Origin of the sequence: Crateriforma spongiae (assembly GCF_012290005.1) — a bacterium.
Taxonomy (GTDB): Bacteria; Planctomycetota; Planctomycetia; order Pirellulales; family Pirellulaceae; genus Crateriforma; species Crateriforma spongiae.
Genome location: NZ_JAAXMS010000001.1, coordinates 771,843 through 790,199, shown reverse-complemented (window position 1 = coordinate 790,199; position 18,357 = coordinate 771,843). Strand labels below are relative to the sequence as shown.

The window sequence follows — 18,357 nt, the reverse complement described above, 5'->3', positions numbered from 1 at the left end:
ATCATGAGACTCGGCACACCGCCGGCGCTGAGAACCGCCGCCATTTTGGCCCTGCTGACCGCCACCGCCTTCGGCCATCGTCTGGCCACAGCGAACGACGACACCGCAAAGCGGCCAAACATCTTGTTTGTGTTTTCCGACGACCACGCGACGCAGGCCATTGGCGCTTACGGTTCGAAAATCAACCAAACGCCCCATCTGGATCGCATTGCCAGCGACGGCATGTTGTTTCGCAATTCGTTCTGCGCCAATTCGATTTGTGGACCGTCCCGAGCCTGCATCCTGACCGGCAAGCACAGTCACATCAACGGATTCCGACGCAACGGCAACCGTTTTGACGGCAGCCAAGTGACGTTTCCCAAGTTGTTGCAGGATGTCGGCTATCAAACCGCGCTAATCGGAAAGTGGCACCTGGGGACCGACCCGACAGGGTTCGATCACTGGGAAGTCTTGCCGGGACAAGGCAACTATTACAACCCGGTCTTTCTGCAGATGGGTGGTGACCGCAAGCAATACGAAGGCTATGTCACCGACATCATTACCGAACAGGCGCTGGACTGGCTGAAGAACCGTGACGAGGACAAGCCGTTCCTGATGATGTGCCAACACAAAGCACCGCACCGAAATTGGTCGCCACCACCACGTCACTTTTCACTGTACAAGGACACCGACGTTCCCGTCCCGGAAACCCTTTTCGATGACTATCAGGGACGAAGCGAACTGCTGAAAGAAAACGAAATGTCGATCGCCGATCACATGTATTGGCAGCACGACATGAAGTTCCAGGGCGAAAACCAGTTCCCCGAACACTTTGCATCCGGCATCATCAATCGTGAATACCAGCGAATGACGGACCAGCAAAAGGCTGACTGGGACGCCGCCTATGGCCCGGAAAACGAAGCACTTATCAATTCGATCCGTGACGGTTCGATGTCCGATCAAGACATCGTTCGGTGGAAGTATCAACGTTACATCAAAGATTACCTGCGATGTGTTCAAGCGGTCGATGACAGCGTCGGTCAGCTACTGGATTACTTGGATGAATCCGGCTTGGCCGAAGATACCATCGTGATCTACAGCTCCGACCAGGGTTTTTACTTGGGCGAACACGGCTGGTATGACAAACGTTGGATGTTCGAAGAATCCTTGCAAATGCCATTCATCATTCGCTGGCCCGGCAAGGTCGCAAGCGGTGTCGAATCCAAAGCGTTGATCCAAAACATCGATTACGCGCCGACGTTCCTCGAAATCGCAGGTGCTGGTGTCCCTGATGAAATCCAAGGGCGCAGCATGGTGTCGATGCTGAAGAACGAAGGCAAAGCGACATCCGATTGGCGCGACGCGATCTATTATGCGTACTACGAAAATGCCGCCGTGCACAACGTGCCACTCCACGATGGCGTCCGAACGGATCGGTACAAATTGATGTACTTCGCCCGCACTCGCCAATGGAATCTGTTTGATCTGCAAGAGGATCCGCTGGAATTAAAAAGCGTGCATGACGATCCGCAGTACGCATCGATTTTGCTGGCGATGCAAAAACGGTATTGGGATTTGCGAGTTCTGTACGATGTGAACACGGCGACCATCCCCGCAACGCGCGGCACCGAAAAATGGTGGGCCGATCGCTTTCAATCGCAGACACGCCGTGCATCGCAGGGCAACGCGGACCTTGCCTTCATCGGCGATTCAATCACGCAAGGATGGGAGGGCGCCGGCAAGAAGATCTGGCAGGAATTTTACGGCGACCGACGCCCGATCAACCTGGGAATCAGTGGCGACCGTACCGAACACGTGATTTGGCGTTTGGACAAAGGCAAGGTCAACAAGTTGAACCCGAAGGTGGCCGTTGTCATGATCGGCACCAACAACACCGGTCACTTGATGCAGTCGCCCGATCAAGTCGCCCAGGGTGTAACGGCCATCGTCGAAGATTTACGACAGCGTTGGGCGGACACCCAAATTCTGTTGCTGGGAATCTTCCCACGGGGCGCGGACCCATTCGATCTTTATCGCTTGAACAACATTGCGATCAACGATCGAATCCGCAAACTGGCCGATGGTTCACACGTGCACTACATGGACATCGGTGACGTGTTCCTGGAATCCGATGGCACGATCAGCAAGACGATCATGCCCGATCAGTTGCACTTGAGCGAAGCAGGTTATCGGCTTTGGGCCGAAGCAATCGAACCCAAGCTGAAAGATCTAGGGCTTTGATGCTTTGACTTCAAAGTCAATGCTGGACTGACCGTACTTCTTGCCGTTCAGATCCTCCATCGTCAATTCCAGCCGGTATTTGCCGGCGGTCAGCGCGGTGGGGATCTTCATGCCATAGGCAATGAAATAGTCACGCAGGTAGTTCCGCGACACTTGCTTGTCGGCCGGCAACAACTGGCTTAGCACCTTGCGGTTTTCGGCGTTGTAGATCGTGTAGCTGCCCTGGAGATGCGTCTCGTATCCTTCGCCGACTTGTTTGGCGGTGAAGTTATCCACTTCACAGTACAAGATCACGTCGGCCTCGGGCTTGAAGACGGCTTCATCGAACTCCTTGTACTGCCCGTACCAATCGACGGCGGTGCAGAAGGCCATCGATTTGACTTCCAGCGAATCGGTCGATGCGGCCAAGTGCTTGATGCCTTCGCGCATTTGTGGCAGGGCCGAATGAAAGCGTCGGCTGGGGACCGGATGACCGGCCGGATCGATGATCGTCCACAACCCCATCAATTGGTGACGCAGGTATTCCTGTTCCTCGCGGGTCAAGCCTTCGATGCCTTCGACGGCCGCATCCGGTTTGCCGGCCAGGACCAGCAAGTGACGGGTGATGATTTCGCGACGGTGTTTTTGGGCTTCGGTTTCATCGTCGGCGGCTTGGCCCAATCGCCGGATCAACATGTCGTACAGGGCGTCGTCGGACAAAAGGGCGTTGCTGACTTGCGCGACCGCAGACTGAACGGAATCCGCCGGGTTCCCCGACTTCTTGGTTGGTTCCGGCATCGGCTGGCTGCCCACCGCCAGTTCAACTGAATCGACGCTGTCTTTGTCATCAACCGAACCGACCGGTTGAACCGACGGGGTTGCCGAAGCCGCCGGGGCGTTGTCGACCTTGACCAACGACTCCGGTGCAACGACCGGATCGGGCTTGGGTGCAGCGTCGTCAGCCTGCGGTGGTGTTTGTGCAACCATGGTCGCAGCAGGCTGAGTGCCGGGCGACGCGATTCGAGTCGTTTGCATCGGCGATGGGGTGCGACGGGGCTCGGGCAAGTCCACCGGGTCGGACATTGCCTGCAGTAGTAGATCGTCGATCGACGCCGGCTGGCTGGTTCGATTCGCGTCACGAACGGCCAGGGTGATCAGGTGACGTAAAGCCTGTTGCTGAATCTCGGGCGGGCTGTTGGCAAAAGCGTCCAATGCATCTTCGGCTTCGGCAGCTTTTTGCGCATCGGTATCCTCAGCGGCATTCTCAGCTTTTGCGGCCGTCGCAATCTTCGACGACGTATCGTCGGTGGTATTCTTTGCCACCGAATCATCGCCGGATTCGGGTGAGTTTTCGGTGGTCGATTTGCCCGAAAGTTCGGTGGTTGCGGCGACCTTTTTCGGGGCATCGCCTTGAGTCAGATCTTCGACAATCTGGTCGCTCAGCCGCATCGACGTGGCAGTCGATTCCGATGTGGTCTTGGCATCCGGTGTGGTCGGCGTTGCCGCTGCGGCTGCGACTTGCTCGGCCGGCGGTTGGCCAGAATCTGCTTCGCCGGTCGGGGCGGGTACCGGCGTTGCCGCCGCGACTTTGCTCTGGGGACGCTCGGGTTTTTGATACAGCAAACGCTCGGTACGCCGAGTCCCACTGGCAGCCTTATTGGCCAAATTGCCGCTGCTTTGCGGTGTATCGCTTGGTTCGGTCACACCGGTCGGTGACGCCGGCGATGCCGTTTTGACGGATGCCGTTTGCGTCGGCGGTTCGGCCATGTTGGCCGACGCTAGACGGTTCTGCGACGCGCCGGGTGCTTCGGCGGTGGTTGCGGTTGCGGCCCCAGCGGCTTTGGCCAGACGCTGCGGTGGCGGCTCGATCGCAGGAAGGTCGCCGGTAGGTTCAGCTTTGACCTGTACCCAGCCGCCCAAAGGCCGAGTTCCGCGGCATCCCGAAAGGACGACGACGATCAGAATCAAGCACCAGTGAAGGTGATTCGTGGTGGGGCGAGCGTGCATCCTTGCCTCGCTGGCGTTCGACATACGGTGTGTTTGTCGCTCACCCTAGGAATTTGTCATCACCTTGAGCAAGATCAGTTCGCCACGCGCATGGGGGGCATCAGCGGACGCCCCTGATCGGCAGTCCTCAGATAGGGAAGCCCCAAATGCAGAGGGCCAAGAAGATTGCGTGTCGTTGGAATCCGCGTGTACTTAGAATCGGTGCCCGCGTCGTGGCCCGTCTTCGGTCAGCGTCAGGATTTCCGGCCCGTCTTCGGTCATCAGAATGCTGTGTTCGAACTGTGCCGAAGGCTTGCCATCTTTGGTCCGCACTGTCCAGCCATCGGTTTTGTCGCTCTTGGTGTACCGAGATCCGGCATTGATCATCGGTTCCACCGTGAAACACATGCCCGGGTGCAGTCGATCGATGCGGCTTTGTCGGTTCGGGAAGTGAGGGATCGATGGATCCAAATGAAACTGTCGTCCCAGGCCGTGCCCCACATATTCGCGAACCACGGTAAAACCGCGGCGATGAGCCTCGGGGACGATGGTTTCGCCGATCAGGGCGACGCGACATCCGGGCACCAGGGCTTCGATTGCCAAGTACAAGCAGTCGAACGCACACTGCGTGACACTGCGTTTTTCCTCGTCGACCTCGCCGATCAAGAACGTCTCGCTTTGGTCACCGTGCCATCCATCGACGATGGTCGTGATATCCACGTTGACGATGTCCCCGTCCTGCAGCACGTAATCGTCCGGGATCCCATGACAGATGACCTCGTTGACGCTGGTGCAACAGCTTTTGGGATAGTTCTGATACCCCAACGTTGCCGGCTTGTGCCCGTGGTCGTGGGTCCATTCATAGACCATACGATCGATTTGCCCCGTGGTGATGCCGGCTTTGACATGAGGGCGGACGAAATCCAACAACTGGGCGTTGACGCGACCCGCTTTACGCATCGCGTCGCGTTGGGCTTCGGTCAAAATCAATCGTTTTTGCTTTTTCAGCATGCGACGTTGAGATGGGAAAGAAGACGTGGGGAACGTTGAACAGGGAACGCTGTGCCGATCCGAGGGACGGATCAGGTTTCGAGTCCAAATTGGCGGCTTGATTTATCCGATCAGCGGAGCCGCCGACCTGACGCGAACGGCGTGTCGGGGCGAAGCAAAAACCAGGCAAAAACCAGACGCAGCAAAATCAATCACGACACGACCGCGGGGCGGCATCTGGCTTGGATCACAGCCTGACCGGCCATCCGGTTCCCAGTTTAGTGGTCTGTCACCGGACCGACCGATGCCAAGATGCCCGAATCGACGACGAACTGGACTCGCAAAGGCGTCGGACGATCTTATCAGCGTCAGGATCGAATCCCAAGCGTTGCCGCGACCGGACCGATCAAAACGCGGCTGAAAAGCGGGCGGTGGACAGAACTTCGTCGGAATCGCCGGGTTAAAACGATTGCTTGGAGGCAAACGTCCCGACGGACGACGGCTTTGTGCGTGTCGACCGTTTTGGGCCGTTTACCGGAAAAATCCCGATTAGTATGCCAATTCGCCCAACGCGATTGAAACAATTGGAGGGTGGATGCCGGCCGGCCCCTCAACCGGCGGGCCACCCGAAAGTCCCACCGGGAAAAACAAACGGCTCAAGGACGGGTGCTTTTCCATGAATCAATGACCTGAATGGGCGGCAAACCACGCTGCCTGTCCAACGAATGGTTTCCGAATCGGCTTTTCGCACGTCACGGCTTTTGAAACTCGACAGTGGACCGACCCACACGATGACCCAATCTTCTATTCGTCGATCCTTCACCACGTCTTGCCGCCCGATCGCTCCGCGTCGGCCAAGGCGATTGTTGGCTTTGATCGTCTGCCTGGCTGTGGTGACTGCCGCGGGCTCCAACACGAGCGCTCAGGACACCCCCACGCCAGATTCCGAATCCGCACCGTCGGCGGACCAGGTCGCAGACGCGGCAAAGAACGAATCCGAAACCGCCGACGCGTCACCAGAAGCAGCCGACAATAACGCGGCGGGTGAAACCGGTGCATCGCAAGCCGCCCCGGCCAGCCCCCCCGCACAGGTCCCGCCGCCGACGTCTCCCGAAGCACAACGCAGAGCGGCCGAAGCGCTGATGCGTGCCGACACGCCGGAAGAAATCATCCGTCAAGCGATCGCAGCGGCCGGCCCCCAGCTTTCGTTCAACTTCAACGGCACACCGTGGCGTGATGTCCTGCAGTGGTATGCCGACGAAGCGGATTTGTCACTGCAAGTGAATCAGTTTCCGCCGGGATCAGTCAGCTACATCGATCCGACACGTCAGTATTCGATCAACGAAAGTCTGGACCTGTTGAATCGTTTGTTGTTGGACAAGGGTTGGGCCTTGGTCCGTCGCGGACGCATGCTGACCGTGATCGACTTGGAAATCGAGAACGCGGACAAACTGATCGCGGAAATCAGCGAACAAGTTTCTCCGGACGACTTGGCCGGTCGTGGCAGCAGCGACATTGTCACCACCTTCTTTTCGCTCGGCGGGATGTCCAGCGACGCGGCGGATCAGGAATTGCCACAACTGATCAGCCCCTTCGGCGACATTGTGATTTTGGAAAGCGCCGGTCAGGTCCGTGTGACCGATACGGTCGCGCGACTGCGGGCGATTCAAAAGGTGTTGGAACAAGCCAACCAAACCAACAGCAGTGTCGTCGAAATCCGGCTGCAGCATCGTGGTGCCGAGGAAGTATTGGAACTTGCCCGTCCGCTGTTGGGCTTGGAACCCGGCGAAAACACGAATGACGAAATCCGCATCTCGCTGGGCCTGTACGGTGAACGCATCTTGGCCTTTGGAAGCCAGTCCAAGTTGGCCCAGTTGCAATCGATCATCCGGACCGCGGATCAACCGATGCCCAACGCCGATGGGGCCGACGATGCCGAAATCAGTCTGCCTGTTTTCCGCACGCACACCGTACAAGCGGCGGAGATCAACACGGTGTTCGACGTGCTGCAAACTCTGTTGGCCGGCACCCCGGACACACGTATCGCAGTGGAACCCAACAGTAACGCGTTGATCGCTTGGGCTCGTCCGGAAACTCAACAGTTGATCGGCGAAACGATTGCCGAATTGGAAGGCAACGGCACCGAGTTTGACATCATCGATCTGAAACGCTTGGAACCGTCCCAAGCCCTGCTGACGATCAATAAATACTTCGGCATTACCGAGGAAGGCGGCGAAGGACCGACCGTCGACGGCGACCCGGCAACGGGCCGCTTGTGGGTCAAAGGAACCCGAGCCGAAATCAATCAAGTCCGCGAATTGATCGAGCGTTTGGAAGGCGATCAGTCGGCCGGCATCTTTGGCGATAAAGTTCGTGTGCTGCCTTACACCGGACGGGCCGCCGAAGACGCGCTGCAACAACTGCGAACGCTGTGGCCGATGACGGGTCGCGACAACCCGATCCGCACGATCACTCCGTCCAGCAACAACGGCAATTCCGGCGGCTTGCAAGAACGTCGGATTCGCCGAGCGGATGAATCCAACACCAGCTATCCAAACTCACAGACTCGCAACGATGTTCCGACCGATGCACGGTGGAATCATCGGTCGGCGGATCAGCCATCCTTCGTTTACATCACCAACCCGGTTCAACAATCGGACGAAGACAACGCCGACGACCGGGGCACCGCTGCGGAATCCGATCAGCTGACCGCGGCAGAGGAACAGGATCGTCTGGGACTGGGGTCGGACATCGTGATCCAGATGACGCCCAACGGCCTGATGATCGCATCGGACGATGCCGCCGCACTGGATGACCTGGAAGCCTTGCTGGAAACGATCACTCAACCGTCGATGGCCGCATCGGAAATGCCAACCATTTTTTGGCTGAAGTACATCAAAGCGGATGTCGCGGCGGAACTGGTTGCCAGTGTGATGGGCGGTGCGGAGTCGTCGCTGACATCAATGGCCGATTCGGCGCTTGGCAGCCTTGGCGGCGGAATGTTGGGCGGCCTGATGGGGATCGGCGGAAGTGGAGCGGATTCGGCCAGCAAAAGCATCCTGACGACCTCGGGATCGGTCAACATCGTGGCCGACGCGCGGTTGAACGCCCTGATCATTCAAGCAAACGCGACCGACTTGGCGTTCATCGAAGCGATCCTGGCGAAACTGGATGTCGAAGAAAGTCCCGAAGACATCGAAACCGTGTTGAAACCGGCCCTGATCCCGGTCATCTATCAAGACGCCAATGATGTGGCCGAAATCATCAAAGCTGTGTTTGCAGAGAAGTTCGGTGAAGAACAAAGTGGTGGCGGCGGCGGCGGACGCGGCGGCCAGCCCAACCCGGCCGACTTCATCGCCGCACTGCGTGGCGGTGGACGGGGCGGACGCGGTGGTTCCGACAGCGCCACCAGCGAACCGACCAAGATGAAAATTGCCGTCGACGCTCGCAGCAATTCGCTGGTCGTCACCGCAACGAGCCAAGACCTGGCTGAGGTGCGACAATTGGTGGAAGCCCTGGACGACGGCAGCATGGAGACCGAGGAAGTCGCCGAAGTCTATACGATGGACGGTGCGACCAACCCCGAGGTCATGCAAAAGGCCATCGAACAGTTCTTGGGCGAACAGGAAGCCGAAGAACGGGCCAACAACAGTAACAATTCGTCGAACAGCCGCAGCGGAACCTCATCCAGCGGATCATCGCCCGAGGATATTCGGCGACGCATCGAAGCTTTCCGATCTCGTTTCGGCGGCGGTTCCTCCGGCGGATTCGGTGGTGGTCGACCGGGCGGATTTGGCGGCGGAGGCACCGGCGGATTCGGCGGTCGTCCGGGCGGTTTCGGTGGCGGCGGCGGACGTCCCAGCGGCGGAGGCGGTCGTGGTGGTCGCTAGGCCCAAACTTTTTAACCGTTCGATCGTTTCGCCGACGTCGCGATAGGCGACAATGGACGGTCCCACCTTCAACGATCCGCTGACGCGGGCCCGCCGGACATGGGCTCCACGTCCCCACGACGCGGATCACTGACATTCGGATTACGAAGATGATCATGCACGCAGGCGAAATTCTTAAACGTCGAGGACTGATTTCCGAAGAACAGCTTCGCCAGAGTGCCGCCGACGATTCCCCCAGTGTGCTGCAAGCGGCGGTGTCGCTCGGATACGTCGATGAACGGGACGCCCTGAGCGCCGTGGCCGAAGAAGTGGGCCTGGACTTCGTCGATCTTCGTCTGCACGAAGTCGATCTGTCGGCGCTGGAAGGCTTTCCGCAAAAGCTGATCTATCGCCAGTCGTTGTTCCCAATCGGCTTTGAAGGCGAATCGATCGTGGTCGCCACGTCCGATCCGTTCGATCTTTATCCGCTGGACGAAGCCAGCGCCGCGACCGGTCGCAATGTCATCCCCGTCGTCGCCGAACGCGGCGAAATCGCGCGGCTGATGAAAAAGCATTTGGGCGTCGGCAGCGAAACGGTGGAAAACCTGATCGCCAACGTCGGTGACGAAGACGACGTCGAACTGCTGGAAGAAATCGAGACCGACGGCAGCGAACTGAGCGAAATGGCCCAGGAGGCCTCGGTCGTTCGCCTGGTGAACGAAATCTTGATCGAAGCGATCGAAACGCGAACCAGTGACATTCACATCGAATCGCAATCCGACGGTCTGGTCATTCGATACCGGATCGACGGCATCCTTCACACACAACCGGTTCCACCGGAGATCAATCGGTTCCAAGCCGCGATCATCAGCCGCTTGAAGATCATGGCTCGGCTCAACATCGCCGAAAAACGCTTGCCCCAGGACGGACGCATCAAGTTGCGGGTCCACGGACGCGAGGTCGACATCCGGCTTAGCGTGATCCCCATGATCCACGGCGAAGGCTTGGTCATGCGGGTGCTGGACAAGTCGTCGATGGTGTTCGACTTGCAAGGCTTGGGGATGTCCAAGGAGATCTACGGTCGGTTCAGCGAACTGATCCGTTTGCCCCACGGCATCATTCTGGTCACCGGGCCGACCGGTTCGGGTAAAACGACGACGCTGTACAGCAGCTTGCTGGAAATCAAAAGCCCCGAGAACAAGATCATCACGACCGAAGACCCGGTCGAGTATCAGTTGGACGGGATCAACCAGATCCAGGTGCATTCCAAGATCGGCCTGACCTTTGCCGCGTCGCTGCGAAGCATTCTGCGGCATGACCCCGACATCGTGCTGGTGGGGGAAATCCGTGATCTTGAGACCGCCGAAAACGCCACGCAGGCATCGCTGACCGGTCACTTGGTGTTCAGTACGCTGCACACCAACGATGCCGCCGGAGCGTTCACACGGATGGGCGACATGGGCGTCGAACCATTCCTGGTCGCCGGAACCGTCGAAGGCGTGATGGCCCAGCGTCTGTTGCGTCGCCTTTGTGTCCACTGTCGCGAAGAATACCAACCGCATCAGGCAGATCTTCCCCGCGATTTCCCGTTCGACGCGTTGGAAGGCCGCCCGCTGTATCGTCCGGTCGGTTGCCGCGAATGTCGCAACGTCGGCTACACCGGGCGAATGGGGATCTATGAGTTGCTGGTGACAAGCGAAGCGATTCGCGAACTAGCACAAGAACGTGCCAGCAGCTGGGACATCCGGCGACAAGCGGTCAAGGAAGGAATGCGAACCCTGCGGATGGACGCATGGGACAAAGCCGTCGTCGGAACCACCAGCGTGGACGAAGTCTTGCGTGTGACCAAGGGCGACGCCATCTGATTCGTCGACGATCGAACCATCGTCTTTCTTTTCAACGACACATTCCTTTCCCAACACCCTGACTGTTCGCGATGCCGACGTTTGCCTACACCGCCCGTGACATGTCGGGAAAATCGATCACCGGTGAAGTGGAAGCCGGCAATGAACGTGAAGCCAGTTCCATCCTGGCCGAAAAATCATTGTTCCCCGTCAGCATCAAGGACGCCAAGGCCGGTGGTGCACTGACATCGTTGACGGTCGGATCCAACAAGAAGGTCAAAGGCCAGACGATGGCGACCTTCTATGGGCAACTGGCGTCGCTGCTGCGTAGTGGCGTCCCCATGATTCGCGCACTGAATGTGCTGGCCGATCAATCATCGACGCCGGCGCTGGGCGAAATCCTGAAGGACATCCGCAACCGAGTCGAAGACGGGGAACCGATCGGTAATGCGATGGCGCGCCACCCGAAGGCGTTCAGCGACATGGCGGTCAACATGGTCCGCGCCGGAACCGAAGGCGGTTTTTTGGAGGACGCTCTGGACCGCGTGGGGACGTTCACCGAACTGCAGGAAGACCTGAAAGGGCGAACCGTCAGTGCGATGGCGTATCCCGTTTTCTTGTTCTGCGTCGGCACGGTTGTCGTCACGTCACTGCTGGTCTTCTTTGTCCCCAAATTCGATCAACTGTTCGCCCGCTTACGTGAAAAAGGTGAAATGCCGGCGATGACCGAAGGTCTGTTGGCGTTCAGCAATCTATTGCGAGACTACGGTTGGGTCATCCTGGTGGCGTTGGTGATCGTCGGCGTGTTGATCAAATTGAAATTGAACACGGATTCCGGCAAGGACATGGCCGACAAGGTCAAGCTGAAGATTCCCGTGCTGGGCGGTATCCTGATGAACCTGGCCGTCGCGCGGTTTTGCCGTGTGCTGGGAACCTTGCTTGGCAACGGGGTCCCCATCCTGCGTTCGCTGGAAATCAGCCGATCTGCGACCGGCAACCGGCTGCTTAGCAAGTCGATCGCCGATGCGACCGAGAACATCCGCAGCGGTGAAAGTCTGGCCAAACCACTGCGCAGCAGCGGCTATTTCCCAATCGCCGTCGTGGAAATGATCAGCGTGGGCGAAGAAAGCAATTCGCTGGACACGGTGTTGCCCGAGATCGCTGATTCGCTGGAAAAACGCACCTTCCGACGCCTGGACTTGTTCGTCCGTCTGTTGGAACCGCTGATGCTGCTGATCATGGCGATTTTGGTTCTGGCCGTCGTGTTGGCGCTTCTGGTTCCGGTGCTCAAGAGCAGCACGTCCATCTAGGTGAAACACAGACCTTTGCACCCGAGCGACGGAACGAGTCAAGATCAGCCGCGTGCGAACCCAAGTTCGGCGATTTGGCGAAACCGATTCAGCGATATTGCTCGTGGCAATTCGCACAGGTCTTGCTGATTTCGCCGACCGCGGATCGAAGGTCGCTCAATCGATCTTGCCGAATCGCCTGTTTGACCGATCGCGCCGCATCCGTCATCGCGTCGGCTAATTCGACGTAGTCGGGGTCATCGGCTTCGTCCAAGCCCTCGCGCGTCAAGACAACGCCCAGCAACGCAATCAGATCGGCGTTGCGAGACACCAGTTCGGCTTCTTCTTTGGCCGTCGCCACATCCGATGTGGCGTCGGAAAGATCGTCCAGCAATTGTTCGGCGTACGTCATCAAAGGGACTCGATCCGCGATGGTGGCCCAATCGTTGTCCGGGTCGGCTTTGGCGGCGGCCAAACCTGATCCTGAAACCAAATCCTGCAGATCCGCCGCACGTTTTTTGACTTCGTTGTACACCTGGATCGTCCCGCTTTGGGTGTTGCGAGCGGTGCGGGCCAACACGTCGCGTGCGACGGCGGCGTCGTCTTTCCAGCGAACATCGCCTTCGAATTCGTTGATCACGGCGAACCATGTTGCTAGCACGGTCAAATCCAACCGAGCGTCTTGATACCCACCGCTGCGAAACGCACCGGGGGTGGTGATCCCTTGTTCGAACCGTAACCGCACACGTTTAATTTCGTCTTCCAAAGACACCGCGTCGGCACCCACATTCCAAACCGACTTGCCGTCGTCGTTGCCCGAGTCGGCTGACCGATCGGTTGCCGTGGACTTTGCGATTGATGGCCCGGTTCCCATTTCGCCCAACTTCGGCCGCTGGCCGCGGATCGCATCATCCAGCGATTCAAAGAACACGCTGCGAACTTCATCAGGATCAAAATCCGGCGGCGGTGCGGACACGACGATTCCGCCACCCAAAATTGCCGGGACCATCAGCCAAGCAAGCGGGCGACGCATCGGACGTCGGAATCGAATCGTAAGCATCAAAACACATTCACCTGGTGATGGATTGATTGCGGTTCATGGCCGGCGTTATGGCAAATTCCATGGATCGCCGGCCCCCCGCTTCACATTCATCATAGATTAAGACGGAGAAGTTGAAGGTTTCGAACGGCCGATCTTGCCGCTACGACTGCATTGAACCAGCGATTGCCTCCACCGCTTGCAGGAACCGGTCGATCTGGTCGGTGGTGGTTTCGTGCCCGGCACTGACGCGAACGGTTCCCAGGTCGCCGGTGGGAAGATGCGAGTGAATCAGTGCGGCGCAGTGATAGCCAGCGCGAACTTCAATTTGAAACTCGGCATCCAGGACGGCCGCCGCATCGGCGGGCGGCATACCGTCAATGGCAAAGCTGACAACGGGAACCGGGCTCGGGGTTCCCAGCACGGTGACCCCCGGCAAACAGTGAAGCCCCGCATGAAGTCGTTCGGACAACTGGCGGCCGATCGACGATGCGTTCATCAACTTGTTTTCGTGGTCGCTTCGCAATCGGCTAACCGCGTGGGCCACTCCCGCGAACGCGGGCACGTTCACGCTGCCGGCTTCCATCCGATCCGGGTACAGTGTCGGCATTTCCAACGATTCCGAATAGGAACCGGTCCCGCCAAAGACCGTCGCGTTCAACTGAGCTTGAACCGCGGGTGCACAGTACAACATCGCAGTTCCGGCTGGGCCACCGAGGGCCTTGTGACAGGGGGCGGCCAACAAATCAATGCCGACCTGGACATCCACCGGAACCCAGCCCAACGACTGTGCCGCGTCAACCAGAAACAATGCGTCACGCCCGGAAAGCGAATCAGCGACCGTACTGATGTCCTGCACGGCGCCGGTCACGTTGCTGACGTGACTGACGACGACCAGCCGAGTCCGCGGCTCCACCGCATCGATGATCGACGACGCACCGATGCGACCCGCGGCATCGCATTTCACAACGGTCCAATCGACGTCACGATGCGTGCAAAAATGATGCAACGGCCGTAAAACGCTGTTGTGTTCGGTCGCGGTCGCCACCACATGATCGCCGGGCCGCAGCACGCCGGCGATTGCAGCGTTCAGCGCCAAAGTACCGCTGGCGTGCAGACTGATGTCGTCGGGCGAAGGTGCATTGATCAGACGCCCGAGGTCACGGCGTACCCTTGCCAAAATCATGCCGGCCGTTTGCGCCGATGCATACGCGCCACGGCCGGCGCTGGCGCCACAGTTCAACGCAAAATCGGCAACCGCCTGCATCACGCCGGCCGGCTTGGGCCAGGACGTCGCCGCGTGATCCAAATACAACCGCTCGCTGTCCGTCAATACATTCTCAGCTTTCGGGGTGAACCCACTCGGTCACCCCATCGATGTAGTGTTCTTGCTTCCAAATGGGAACCGTTTTTTTCAGCTGGTCCATCACCCAGGGCAGGGCATCCAGCGATCCACGGCGATGCGGGCTGCAACATCCCAGCAACACGCTGGCTTGGCCGACGGGGACTTCTCCCAAACGATGAACCAATACGAAACCCTGCAAACCAAACTGGTCAACCGCGGCCAGAGCCAGACGCCGCATTTCCGCCACCGCCATCGTGCGTTGAGCTTGATAAAACAACGTCAGCGTCGTCTTGTCATCGTCGTTCTGGTCCGACGCCTTGGTTTGCCCGCGAGTCACGCCGATGAACCATGCATGCGCCCCGACATCGGGACCGCCTAAACGGTTCATCCATTTTTCCGTTGCAATCGGATCATCGGTTAGGGCAACATGGATTTCAGTACCGCTGGAATCGCAGTGTGATTGTGACCAACTCGGGTGATCGACCATCGACCTTATCCTCCGCTAACCGGTGGGATCAAGTCGCAAACCGTGTCGCCGGTAAAGCGATGATCGCTGTTGACGTACTGGTCATCGACCGCCAATCGACTGGACGAAATCAGCGGGGCGGTGTCGGGCCAACGCTGGGCAACGGCCGAAAACAGATCGGTCGCCGAGGCGCCCTCGGGCAATACAAACTCCGCCTGATCCAGCCCGCACTTTTGGCGAATTCCGGCGTAGAAACGAACGGTGATGGTCACTGGTCTTCGGCCTGTTCCAAGTGTTCCGCGATCTTCGGCATGCGGCCGTAGGCATGAGCCAACAACTTCAGCGGGTGCACGGTTTCACGTCCCGACCCGTGTTCGATTTGCATTTTGCAGGAACTGCATTCGGTCGTTGCCACGCTGCGATCGGCCAAACGCATGGCGCTGATCAATGGCCAACCGATCCGCAGACTGTTCCGATAATTTTTGCGTTGCAGGCCCCACGTTCCCGCCATACCGGTACAGCCCGCTTCGATGTGACGGACGTTGACACCGGGAATCACCGACAGCAATTTAGGTGTCGTGCAATCCGGATCCAACACACGCAAATGACAGGGTTGATGATAGGCCACGTGCAACGGCACGTCGTTGAACTCGGTCGACAAACGATTGCCTTGGTGCAATTCCCACAGATACGAACAAGCCTCGTAGGAATGCTTGGCAACCAAGTGGGCGTCTTCGTCGTCCAACAGATTCGGATACTCGTATTTCAAGCACAGGGCGGCGGCCGGTTCGGTGGCAACAACGGTGTAACCTTGGCGAACATGTTCAGCCAACATCCGGACATTGCGACGCGCGATCTTGCGCGCACCCTTCAAATCACCGCTTGTGATCCTTGGCATCCCACTGGTGACCTGCGACGTCGGCACGAACAAGCCGATGCGGTTTTGTTGTAGGATTTCGGCCAGCGCGCGACCGATGTCTGGGTCGTGATAGTTGGCATAGTGATCGACAAAGTAGACGACTTTCAAACCGCCGCTGGGCGTGGCCTTGTTCCATCGCCGCTTGGACGCCAATCGCAAGAAAGTTTCGCTTTGCACCGGCGGCAGGGGACGCGCCGCGGCCAGTCCCAACATACGTTCGGCCACCCAACGAAACAGAACGCTGCGTCGCAACTGGTTGGACAACCAAGGCAACCGTGATGCAATCGCGGCGACGGTGTCGATTCGTCCCATCATCAAATCCGACAGCGGCAAGCCGTTGGTTGCGACGTACTGGGACTTCAATTCGCCGACGATCTTGGGGATGTTCACCGACGCGGGGCAGTCCACACGGCACTGGTGGCAATTGAAACACGAATCGGCGACCGCCTTGGCCGCATCATCGGTCAGACAATCCACCGGCAATTGGCCACTGATCACGCCCCGTAACAGGTTGGCCTTGGCGCGTGGCGTTGCGGATTCCTTCAACGACGCCCGGTACACCGGGCATTGCCGTTCGGCCGGTGAATTGGTTCGGCATCGCCCGCATCCGTTGCAGGCACGGGTGACCTGACTGATGGTGGCATTGCCCGGCCAATGCTGGATGACTTCCAGTTGCGGGATCGACGGTTCCCCTTCCAAGGAACGTCCCGACGATCCCGTATCGGCCTGCAAAACCGTTCGACCATCAAACGTGATTTCGATGGTTTGGTCGGCGGGGCGAAGATTCTCGTTGGGCTTTTGCAGAATCGCGCCGAAGTATTTTCCCGGATGCAAGCGATGCAGCGGATCGAACAGGCGTTTGATTTGGCCCATCGCCTGCCACAGTTCACCGTACTGTTTGGGCATCAGATAAGACCGGCTGAGCCCCGCGGCATGTTCGACACTGATCGCGCCGCCGTGCTTCCAAACGACCTCCGCCGTTTCTTCACTCAGACGCATCAACCTGTCACGGTCATCCGGGTTGGCCAAGTTCAAAAATGGTCGAATGTGTAGTTGGCCGTGTCCGGCATGGGCGAACACCGTGGCGGTCGTGTGGTGACGTTTCAAGGCGTCCTGGATTTCGGTCAGCACCGCAGGCAATCGACCGACCGGCACGGCCAAATCTTCCATGAAAGCCAGTGGGGCTTCGGAACTGCGGACGCGATACTGGCGTGGCACGACACGTCGGCAAAGTGACCAGTAACGATTGCGTTCGACTTCGTCGGTGGTGCAGGTGAATCCAAAAGCGCCGTCGTGTCCGGTGGACAAGTTTCGATAGATCAACCGCAGTCGGTCTTCCAGTTCCGCCTCCACGTCCCCTTGGACCTCGATCAACAGCATTGCTTCGGCTTCGATCGGCAACAGGTCGGCAAACCCGGGTTCGGTTTCGCGTGCGATTTGCAGCAACCGCCGGTCCATCAAGTCACAAGCGACCGGTCCATGATCCAGCGCAGTGACCGCCATGCGTGCCGCCGAATCGACACGATGAAAGAACAACAACGCAACACCGCGGTGCTTAGGCGTTGCTTCGGTCCGCATCGTCGCGTCGACCATGATTGCCAGCGTCCCCTGGGTGCCGGCGAAAAACCGTCCCAAGTGAACGGTCCCGTCGTCGGCAAAGACATCGTCCAGACGATAGCCGCCACGCGAGGGCGGCGACTGGGTGGATTGCTGAATCAAATCGGCAAAGCGATGGCGAATTTCGTTCAGGCCCAACGCATACTTGCCGGCCAAGTCATCGCTGGACGGTTTGCGTGGTTTTAATTCGACCAGTTCGCCGTCCATCGTGACCACTCGCACCGATTCGACAGTGTCACGTGCGGCGCCACTGCGTAGGTAGTGGCTGCCCGATGCGTTGGTCGCCACGACGCTGCCCATCGTGGTCACACTGCGGGTGGCCGGATCGGGGCCGAACATGCGACCGGTGTTTTGAATGGCACGATTCACATCCGCCAGGACTGCGCCACTTTGCACGGTGATTGTTTCCGCATCGGTCGATGCGGTAACGCGACGCATGTGTCTGGAAAAATCCAAAATCAACCCGCGTCCCAGCGATTCGCCGGCGACTCCGCTGCCGGCCCCGCGTGGATGCAACGGAATGTCGTGTTCACAGGCATAACGAACCGTGGCCAAAACGTCGGCGACGCCGGCGGGGCAGATCACGCCCAACGGTCGCACCTGATAAATACTGGCATCCGATGCGTACAGTTGCGTGCTGAGCGGATCACACAACACATCGCCCGCGATCACGCCGCGTAGATCGTCTTGCACACGTTGCTGTTCGATGTCCATGCGTCTATTTCGATCGCACCGAATGCTTGGCGTCAAGGACCGCCATGTGGTCGGGCGTGTTGTGCCGGATGTGGAAAATA

Annotated in this window: 11 protein-coding genes; 4 read left to right on the top strand and 7 right to left on the bottom strand. The window is 58.6% G+C overall.

Annotated features, from left to right (window positions below; translation table 11 throughout):
- Positions 1–3 precede the first annotated feature (3 nt).
- The gene (locus HFP54_RS02915; protein WP_168563985.1) at positions 4–2,220 is read left to right on the top strand and encodes a sulfatase/phosphatase domain-containing protein; all 2,217 of its coding nucleotides are present in this window, start codon (positions 4–6) and stop codon (positions 2,218–2,220) included.
- On the opposite strand, the gene HFP54_RS02910 is transcribed toward HFP54_RS02915, so the two are convergent.
- Positions 2,209–4,206, bottom strand: a complete 1,998-nt coding sequence (locus HFP54_RS02910) for a hypothetical protein (protein WP_168563984.1) — start codon at positions 4,204–4,206, stop codon at positions 2,209–2,211. The genes HFP54_RS02915 and HFP54_RS02910 overlap by 12 nt on opposite strands.
- Before the next feature lie 192 nt (positions 4,207–4,398).
- Positions 4,399–5,268 (bottom strand): type I methionyl aminopeptidase, encoded by an 870-nt coding sequence (gene map / locus HFP54_RS02905; protein WP_315853842.1) that lies wholly within the window; start codon positions 5,266–5,268, stop codon positions 4,399–4,401.
- Positions 5,269–5,966: 698 nt separating this feature from the next.
- On the opposite strand from map, the gene HFP54_RS02900 reads away from it, so the two are divergent.
- The 3 genes from HFP54_RS02900 to HFP54_RS02890 all read left to right on the top strand — a co-directional run bounded on the left by HFP54_RS02900 (position 5,967) and on the right by HFP54_RS02890 (position 12,198).
- Positions 5,967–9,065 carry a secretin N-terminal domain-containing protein gene (locus HFP54_RS02900; RefSeq protein WP_168563983.1) on the top strand — a complete coding sequence of 1,033 codons (3,099 nt, stop codon included), beginning with the start codon at positions 5,967–5,969 and terminating at the stop codon, positions 9,063–9,065.
- Between the two features lie 149 nt (positions 9,066–9,214).
- Positions 9,215–10,909: a GspE/PulE family protein gene (locus HFP54_RS02895; protein ID WP_146412385.1), complete on the top strand. Its 1,695-nt coding sequence runs from the start codon at positions 9,215–9,217 to the stop codon at positions 10,907–10,909.
- Between the two features lie 71 nt (positions 10,910–10,980).
- Positions 10,981–12,198, top strand: a complete 1,218-nt coding sequence (locus HFP54_RS02890; RefSeq protein ID WP_146412383.1) for a type II secretion system F family protein — start codon at positions 10,981–10,983, stop codon at positions 12,196–12,198.
- A gap of 88 nt (positions 12,199–12,286) precedes the next feature.
- Here HFP54_RS02890 and HFP54_RS02885 read toward each other — a convergent pair whose 3' ends face one another.
- The 5 genes from HFP54_RS02885 to HFP54_RS02865 form a co-directional block, all read right to left on the bottom strand.
- A complete protein-coding gene (locus tag HFP54_RS02885; RefSeq protein WP_168563982.1) occupies positions 12,287–13,237 on the bottom strand; it encodes a cytochrome c in 951 nt (316 codons plus the stop codon).
- Between the two features lie 142 nt (positions 13,238–13,379).
- Positions 13,380–14,549 (bottom strand): aminotransferase class V-fold PLP-dependent enzyme, encoded by a 1,170-nt coding sequence (locus tag HFP54_RS02880; protein ID WP_168563981.1) that lies wholly within the window; start codon positions 14,547–14,549, stop codon positions 13,380–13,382.
- A 7-nt stretch (positions 14,550–14,556) separates the two neighbouring features.
- Positions 14,557–15,048, bottom strand: coding sequence for a molybdenum cofactor biosynthesis protein MoaE (locus HFP54_RS02875; RefSeq protein WP_168563980.1), 492 nt, complete (start codon positions 15,046–15,048; stop codon positions 14,557–14,559).
- A gap of 5 nt (positions 15,049–15,053) precedes the next feature.
- Positions 15,054–15,299, bottom strand: a complete 246-nt coding sequence (locus HFP54_RS02870) for a MoaD/ThiS family protein (protein ID WP_146412375.1) — start codon at positions 15,297–15,299, stop codon at positions 15,054–15,056.
- A complete protein-coding gene (locus tag HFP54_RS02865; RefSeq protein WP_168563979.1) occupies positions 15,296–18,277 on the bottom strand; it encodes an anaerobic glycerol-3-phosphate dehydrogenase subunit C in 2,982 nt (993 codons plus the stop codon). Before HFP54_RS02865 ends, HFP54_RS02870 begins: the two co-directional genes overlap by 4 nt.
- Between the last annotated feature and the right edge of the window lie 80 nt (positions 18,278–18,357).